The organism is Kitasatospora sp. NPDC093558 (assembly GCF_040683475.1).
Taxonomy (GTDB): domain Bacteria; phylum Actinomycetota; class Actinomycetes; order Streptomycetales; family Streptomycetaceae; genus Kitasatospora.
On the sequence record NZ_JBFBDY010000315.1, the window covers coordinates 1 to 7,469 of the forward strand.

General features: G+C 72.4%; 7 protein-coding genes and 1 pseudogene. 3 read left to right on the plus strand and 5 right to left on the minus strand.

Translation table 11 applies throughout. From position 1 onward, the window contains the following. Window positions 1-1,344: hypothetical protein (locus AB0O00_RS24825; protein ID WP_363655229.1), on the minus strand; the 1,344-nt coding region annotated here is incomplete at its 3' end. Between the two features lie 366 nt (window positions 1,345-1,710). Here AB0O00_RS24825 and AB0O00_RS24830 point away from each other — a divergent pair. Next, window positions 1,711-2,928 (plus strand): enoyl-[acyl-carrier-protein] reductase FabV, encoded by a 1,218-nt coding sequence (locus AB0O00_RS24830; protein WP_363655231.1) that lies wholly within the window; start codon window positions 1,711-1,713, stop codon window positions 2,926-2,928. Window positions 2,929-2,983: 55 nt separating this feature from the next. Continuing rightward, window positions 2,984-3,406, plus strand: a complete 423-nt coding sequence (locus AB0O00_RS24835) for a hypothetical protein (protein WP_363655233.1) — start codon at window positions 2,984-2,986, stop codon at window positions 3,404-3,406. 11 nt (window positions 3,407-3,417) lie between these two features. On the opposite strand, the gene AB0O00_RS24840 is transcribed toward AB0O00_RS24835, so the two are convergent. Then, on the minus strand, window positions 3,418-4,314 hold the full coding sequence (locus AB0O00_RS24840; RefSeq protein WP_363655238.1) for a LysR family transcriptional regulator: 897 nt from the start codon (window positions 4,312-4,314) through the stop codon (window positions 3,418-3,420). 154 nt (window positions 4,315-4,468) lie between these two features. On the opposite strand from AB0O00_RS24840, the gene AB0O00_RS24845 reads away from it, so the two are divergent. Further along, window positions 4,469-5,182 carry a flavodoxin family protein gene (locus AB0O00_RS24845; RefSeq protein WP_363655234.1) on the plus strand — a complete coding sequence of 238 codons (714 nt, stop codon included), beginning with the start codon at window positions 4,469-4,471 and terminating at the stop codon, window positions 5,180-5,182. Window positions 5,183-5,247: 65 nt separating this feature from the next. On the opposite strand, the gene AB0O00_RS24850 is transcribed toward AB0O00_RS24845, so the two are convergent. From AB0O00_RS24850 to AB0O00_RS24860, 3 genes and pseudogenes are all read right to left on the minus strand, one after another. Continuing rightward, window positions 5,248-6,339, minus strand: a complete 1,092-nt coding sequence (locus tag AB0O00_RS24850) for a vWA domain-containing protein (RefSeq protein WP_363655236.1) — start codon at window positions 6,337-6,339, stop codon at window positions 5,248-5,250. Window positions 6,340-6,450: 111 nt separating this feature from the next. After that, window positions 6,451-6,945 carry a DUF4265 domain-containing protein gene (locus AB0O00_RS24855; protein ID WP_363655240.1) on the minus strand — a complete coding sequence of 165 codons (495 nt, stop codon included), beginning with the start codon at window positions 6,943-6,945 and terminating at the stop codon, window positions 6,451-6,453. Window positions 6,946-6,986: 41 nt separating this feature from the next. Beyond that, window positions 6,987-7,469: pseudogene (locus AB0O00_RS24860) on the minus strand (monooxygenase); the annotation flags it as partial.

A 7,469-nucleotide genomic window follows, 5' to 3' on the forward strand; every position in this document is an offset into this window, starting at 1 on the left:
GTCGCCGACGCCCGCGCCCTTGCCGCAGGGCGGGCCGTCGACCGCGCCGCTCTGGATCGCGTCCGGGTCACTGGTCGGCGCCGCGCCGCCGGCCCCGTGGTTGCCGACGAAGCAGTTGTGCGGCGCGGTCATCGACTCGTTGGCGAGGTCCGAGTTGGTCGGGTTGCCGAAGAAGCCGTTGCCGCTGAGCTTGTTGGCCACCACCACGTTCCCGTAGGACGCGAACACGCACACGCCGGGCAGTTGCGTCCCGCCCTGGCAGGTGCTCAGCGGCGGCGGCGTCTCGCTGTCCGGGAAGTCGTGCAGGACGACGCCCCAACTCCCCTGCTGCTGGATCCGGTTGCCGCGAACGGTGTCGCCGTGGCCGCCCGAGATCTCGATGCCGGCGCCGATCGCGCCCGCCAGGCCGGAGACCGGGACGTCCGGGTTGTTGTTCTCGTGGATGAAGTTGCGCTCGATGAAGGTGCACGAGCGCTGCGGCGCATCGGGGCAGCTGCCGTTCTGGGGCGGCGGCGCGTCGTCGTTGTTGAGCGAGTTGGCCACGATCCCCGTGCGGTTGTGGTCGAACTCGGAGTCCCTGATGGTGTAGCCGCCCGAGTTGGTGCCGGAGAAGCCGATCGCCGCGTTCTGCCCGTGCGCGTCGAAGAGCGTCACCCCGCAGATGTCGCGGCACGCGCCCACGTAGTAGTCGGAGTCGGCCATGTTGGACGCGTACGTGTGCGCGAGCTCCGCCGGGCCCGTCGCGTTGGACGCGAAGATCCCGTACTGCGCCATCGACGCGTTCGGGTCGGTCGAGGCGTAGCCGGAGGTCGCCGTCAAGTAGGCGCCGTGGTAGCCGTGCAGGCCGATCTGCCCGCTGCCGTCGCCGCCGTTCCACCAGATCTGGTTGCCGCCGCTGCCGTCGCTGCCGGAGAGGTAGTTGCAGACGGTGAGGTTCTCGATGGAGACGTCGTCGGCCTTCGAGACGACGATGCCGCTGCGGCCCGTGGTGTCCATCACCCCCGGGTCCGCCGGGCAGGGCTGCGCCGCGGTGCCGTTGCTGCCGTCGACGACCACCCGGTTGCGGTCCATGCCGCGGAGGTGGACGCCGGGCGTGGTGATCAGCACGCCGGCCGCGTCGGTGGCCTTCTCGTGGTAGACGCCGGGCCAAACCAGCACCCAGTCGCCGCTGCGGGCCGCGTCGACGGCGGCCTGGATCGTCCCGTACTGCTGCGCCGCGGTGCTCGGGCAAGCCGTGGTGCTGCCGTTGCAGACGAGCAACACCTGCGGCCCTCCCCGCTCGTACGCGGCAGCCCCCGGGGCGAGGCCTCCCGCCGCCAGGGCGAGCGTTCCGAGCAGGGCCATCAGGGGTCTGGTCCGTCGTGGGGTCGGTCTCCGTCGCACAGCAATCCTCCATCGGGGAAGCGGATCTGACGATGCGTCAGACCGATTCAGCCTCCGGTCCGGCCGGAGGGGAGTCAATCAGCCACGCAGGGCCGTTCCGGCGAACCGCCGTCACCCGAATCCGCAGGTCGAAGGCCATCCCGGGCGGGGACGGCCGACCCGCAGGCTCCACCCTCGTAAGGACGGCTCCGACAAGATTCGCGGGCGGACCCTGGCGCATGTCGCCACATACCCGCGTCGGCCGAACGGACAGGATGGTGGCTCCACCGGCGCGGAGCGGGCCCGGTACCGCTGACGCACGCCCTCCACCAGGCACGAAGGACACCGATGACCCTCCGCCAGATCAAGCCCGGCAACCGCGGTTTCCTCTACCTCAACTCCCACCCGGCCGGCTGCGCCGCCGTCGTCGACGACCTGTGGGAGCGCACCCCCGCACCCGCCGCACCCGCCGACGCGGCCGACTCCTCCGGCGCCGAGCGGCCCGTCGCCCTGGTCATCGGCTCCAGCGCCGGCTACGGCCTCGCCGCGACCGTCGCCGCGCTGCGCACGCACGGCATGCGCGGGCTCGGCATCGCGTTCGAGGCCCCCGAGACCGAGCGCCGCACCGCCTCCGGCGGCTGGTACCGCACGGCCCGCACGGCGGCGCTCGCCGGGCCGGACGGCGACTTCGCCTTCCTCAACGCGGACGCCTTCTCCGCCGCGGCCAAGGAGCAGGCCCTCGACCACCTCGCCGCCCGCTACGGCAAGGTCGACTACCTCGTCTACAGCGTCGCCGCGCCCCGCCGCACCGACCCCGGCACCGGCGAGACCCACCACTCCGTGATCAAGCCCCTGGGCTCCGCCTACCGCGCCAAGACCCTCCAGTTCGACGGCGACGCCCCGCTCGTCGGCTCGCTGGAACTCGACCCCGCCGCCGGCCCGGAGCGCGACGCGACCGTGCAGGTCATGGGCGGCGCCGACTGGAAGCTGTGGATCGACGCCCTGACGGACCGCGGCCTCGTCCGGGACGGCTTCCACACGGTGGCCCTCACCTACGTCGGCTCCGACCTCACCGCACCGATCTACCGGGCCGGCACCATCGGCGCCGCCAAACAGCACCTGGAGGACACCGCGCGCCGCCTCCAGCAGGACCTCGCCCCGCTCGGCGGCCGGGCCCACACCGTGGTCGCCGGCGCGGCCGTTACCCAGGCGTCGACGGCCATCCCGTCCATCGCCCTCTACACCAGCCTGCTGCGCGCCGTGCTCGGCGACGGCTTCCGGAGCACCGCCCAGCAGGCCACCGACCTGTGGGAGCAGCTCACGGGTGCGGCGCCGCTGCGGCTCGACGAGGAGCAGCGGATCCGCCTCGACCGCTGGGAGATGGACGACGAGGTCCAGGCCGCCGTCCACGAGCGCTGGGCCGCCGCGACCACCGACACGCTGCCCGAACTCGCCGACACCGCCTGGTTCCGGGCCCAGGTCGGCCGCCTCTACGGATGGGACGTCCCCGGCACCGACTACGCCGCCCCGGCCGAGACCACGGTGGCCTGGCCGGCGACGGGCTGAGGCTTCGGCTCGTGACGTACAGTGCCTCCGCCACACCATCAGGAGGGACCGGGGGATGGAACTCACACGTCGGGAGAAGCGCTGGCTGGTCGCCGCGGGCGTGGCGGCGGCCGGAGTCGCGGCGTGCTACGCATGGGGAGACCCCTACCCGCTGCCGTACAAGATGCGGGACGCCTCGGTGCTGAGCCCGGTCTCTCCGGACGACCCGCGCGTCGAAGCGGTGTCGGTCGGCTCCGACGGCAGGACGATCTCGCTCCGCGTCGACTGGGGCGGCTGCGACTACCCGCCCGACCTGGTGGCCCGCGAGACGGCCGACCGGGTCACGATCCTCCTCAAGCGCCGCGACGCCTCCGGCCCGGACATCGGCTGCGAGGACGGCGGCGTGAGCCGGCTGACGGCACACCTGGACCGGCCGCTCGGCGGCCGCCCACTGGTCGACGCCGTGACGGGCAGGCCGGTCCCCGCCACGAAGGGCTGACGGGCCCGCCGTCAGTGAGCGGCGATCGACGACTCGGCCGAGGCGTGCAGGAGCAGGCCGCGCAGCGCCATCGCCGGGTCCGACGGCTCGGCGGGCGTGAGCACGACCTGGTCGACGGTGGTCGACGGGCCGGTGAGGGGGATGACGCGCAGGCCCGGGGGCCGGTGGTCGAGGGCGGATTCGACGGTGATGCCGATGCCCGTTCCCGCGGCGACGTGGGCGGCGATGGCCTGCACGCTGTCGGCGGTCCTGATGATGCGCAGGTCGGCCCCGCCGATGTGGAAGGCGGCCAGGAGGCGGTCGCAGAGACCGCTGTTGATCTGGTGGGGCCAGGTGAGCAGGTCGGTGGTGGAGAGTTCGGACGCGCTCAGCTCGGCGTGCCCCGCGAGCGGGTGGGCGGCGGGGACGAGCGCCATGAACCGCTCGGTGGACAGCACCCTCGCGCGCACGCCGCTCACGTCCCCGGTCGCCCAGCCGATGCCCAGCCCGATCGTCTCGGCGCGCAGCGCGGCGAGTTGGGCCGTGGTCGGCATGGACTCCGGCACGATCGTCACATCCGGGAAGCGGTCGCGCAGTTGCGGCAGGCAACGCAGCAGCAGCTGGTGGCCGGTGTATTCGGCGTGGGCGACGACGAGTGTGGTGCGGGCGCGGTCGCCGGCGGCCAGGGCGCGTCCGCGCTGCTGGAAGCGGCGCAGGTGGGCCAGGGTGGCACGGGCGTCGGGCAGCAGCGCCTCACCGAGGTCGGTCAGTGACACCCGTCGGCTGGTGCGGTGGAACAGCCGCCCACCCAGGGTGCTCTCCAGCCGTCTGACGGCGTCGCTGACGGTGGGTTGCCCCCGGTGGAGACGTACGGCGGCGCGGCCGAAGTGCAGTTCCTCGGCGACCGCGACGAAGGCTTCCAGTTCCATCCTGTCCACGGGACCAGGTTAGGGCACGCCCTGGCGCGATCGATCGGTGCGACCGATCGCTGCGTGCCGGAGTTCGGCGTTGATGCCGGGCCGGGCACCGGCTGTGATGGTGGGGCAAGCAGGGCTTTCCCACAACTGGAAGTAGTGAAGAGTCATGGCAGTCAATGGTGTTGACCGTGCGTACGACGCTCCCGAGGTCACCGTGACGGTGGTCTACCACTCGGTGCACGGGCACACCCGGGTGCTCGCCGAGCACGTCGCAGCCGGGGCCCGGGTGGTTCCGGGCGCCCGGGTGCACCTCGTCGAGATCCGGGCGGAGAACGTCACGGCGGGCCGCTGGCGCGATGCGGAGGTCATGGCGCTGCTCGACCGCTCCGACGCGATCGTCTTCGGCAGCCCGACCCTGATGGGCAGCGTGTCGGCGGTGTTCAAGGCGTTCATGGAGGCGGCGTTCACGCCGTTCACGACGCAGGCGTGGAAGGACAAGCTGGCCGGCGCGTTCACCATGTCCGCCTCGCAGAGCGGCGACAAGCTGACGGTCCTGGAGCAACTGGCGGTCTTCGGCGCCCAGATGGGGATGCAGTGGATCGGCGTCGGCGACATGCCGGGCAACAACTGGAGCGGCGGCACCCGCGACGACGTGAACCGGCTGGGCTCGTGGCTCGGCCTGATGAGCCAGAGCCACGCGGACAAGGGCCCCGAGCAGGCCGGCTCGCCCGGCGACCTGATCACCGCGGAGCGCTACGGCGAGCGGATCGCCCGGCTGGCCCAGCGCTGGGTCAACGCCGTGCCGTACGAGACGCCCCGCATGACCGAACACGAGGCCCGCGCCCTGTCCGCCTCCCTCCGGACAACAGCCGACGCCTGACCTACCGGCCCGCCCCTCGCCGCCCTCGCCGGCGAGGGTGGCGAGGGCGCGGCCGGCCCGGGCGGCTAGCGCAGGACGAGCAGCTTGGTGCCCGGCACCAGCTTTCGGTTGACGGACGTCGACTGGACGAACACGGTGTACGACGGGTTCTCCCCCGGCTTCACCGTGACCTCCGACTGCGGCAGGCCGAGGAGCTGACGGGCCGCCGGGCCCGAGAACACCCGGCCCGTCATCTTGCCGGTGGCCGGGTCCTTCTCCGCCACGGCGAGCTGCTTGGCGCCCTGGATCTTCTCGCGCTTGGACAGCTCGTAGAAGGCGCAGCCGGTCTTGTACGCGTGCCCGGAGCGGGTGACGAACTCGCGGATCTGTATCTGCTCGTCGACGGGGATCAGCGTGTACGCGCCGGCGTCCAGGGCGTCGAGGTTGGCCTTCACGTCGGCCGTGCTCAGGTCCTTCCCCATGGTGAAGAGGTTCTTCGTGCCGCGCACGCCCTGCTCGCGCCCGCGCAGGAAGCTCGTGGCGGCCGACTTGACCGTGCCGATGGCCTCCTCGACGCCCTTGGTGGAGTCCGCGTCCCAGATCGCGATGTTGCCCGCCGGGAACCCGTACTCCTGCGCGGTGCGCTTGGCCAGGGAGTTCGGCACGAGGATCGCCGACGTCCAGTGGTCCGGGAGCTCGTCCATGGCCGTGCGGATCCGGTCCGTCCACGTGCGCAGCACGGCGGCGCCCTGGGTGGCGTTCATACGGATGTGCATCTGCCCGCTCTCGGAGCACCCGGAGGCGTTCTCCTCGCCGTCGGTGACGACGACCTGGAGGAACGAGTGCTCCCCGTAGCCCTCCCAGATGTTCTTGAGGTCGTCGACGGACTTCACGGCCGCCTCGATGAGCGCCGTCGCACCGTTGTCGACCTGGTAGAGCCCCTTGAGCGACGGCAGGTGCTTGACGTCCATGTCCCAGACGAGGTTCTGCACCTGGTGGTCGAACGCGTACAGGCTGATCCGTGTCTCGTGCCCGAGCCGGTCCGACTCCTCCTGGAGCCCCTTCACGAACTCGTCCACGACCCGCACGAGTTGCCCCTCGTGCTGGCGCATCGAACCGGACTTGTCGACCACCAGCGAAACGTGGTTGACCTTGTGCTTGATCCTGTTCACAGCCATGGTCCTACCCCTCTCCCAACGCCCGTCCGACGCCTCCCCGGCGCCCCCTTCGACGTTGGTTCCACCCTAGGGAGGGGGACTGACAATGCCCCCTGCCCGCCGGCGCGGCGGTCAGGCGCCGGCGGCCGTCCAGGCGGCGGTGACGCATCCTTCCTCCCAGTCCCACCGGCCTTCCGCGTCGCCGCGCTCCAGCAGTGCGCGGATCCGCGGGAGGTCCGCCGAGGGCGGGACGTCGAGCGCGACCATGCCGAAGCGCTCGATGCCCTCGCCGGTGGTGCCGAGCCGGTGGAAGTCGTCCAGTACGGCCTGCCGGGCCTCGGTCGAGCCGCCGTCCTGCAGCACGATCAGGCGGATCGTGCAGTGGTCGGAGGCCTCGACGGTCTCCTCGGCCCAGCGCACGCCGTCCTCGTCGAGCTCGACCCGGACGACGTCGCCGCTCGCGATGCCCTGCGCGAACCACGGGGCGTTGGCGACGCGGACCGTCCCGTCGCCGAGGTCCACCGCCCGCACGCTCTCGACGCCCACCGGCGGCCAGCCGTCCTCGTCCACGTCCAGGGGGAAGTGGACCTTCACGTGGTTCTCTTCGCTGTTCGTCACGGGCACCATCATGGACGTGCGCCGGGCCGAGCGAACAGTGCGACATCGGCTCAGACGTCACCGAACCAGTGCCGGAGCGCCCCCACGAGCCCTTCAAGGCGTCCATCGGCGCCCCGCACCCACGCGGTGTGGCCGTCCGGCCGGAGGAGGACGGCACGGAGGTCGGCGCGGAGGTCGGGGTGGTCGGGGCAGGTCGCGGTGACGGTGTCCACGCGGTCCGCCCAGCCTGCGGCCGTCGCGCGGACGGCTGTTCCGCCCGTCAGGTCGACCAGGACGCCGCGCCCCGGGGCGAGCAGCTCGGTCAGGCGCCTGCGGCCGCTGTCCGTGGTCAGGGTGAGGTCGGGCGCGAGGCGGCCCTGCCAGGGGTGGCCGGTGTCGGGGAGCGTCTCGTAGCGGGTGTCCAGGCCGGTGACGGTCTCGGCGAAGGCCCGGTTGCCGGCGGGGTGGCGGGCGACGCGGGTGAGCAGGTCCGCGAGCGGGGCGAACCGGTCCCCGAGCTCGCCCAGCTCGCCGAGCAGCACCTGGGCGCGGGT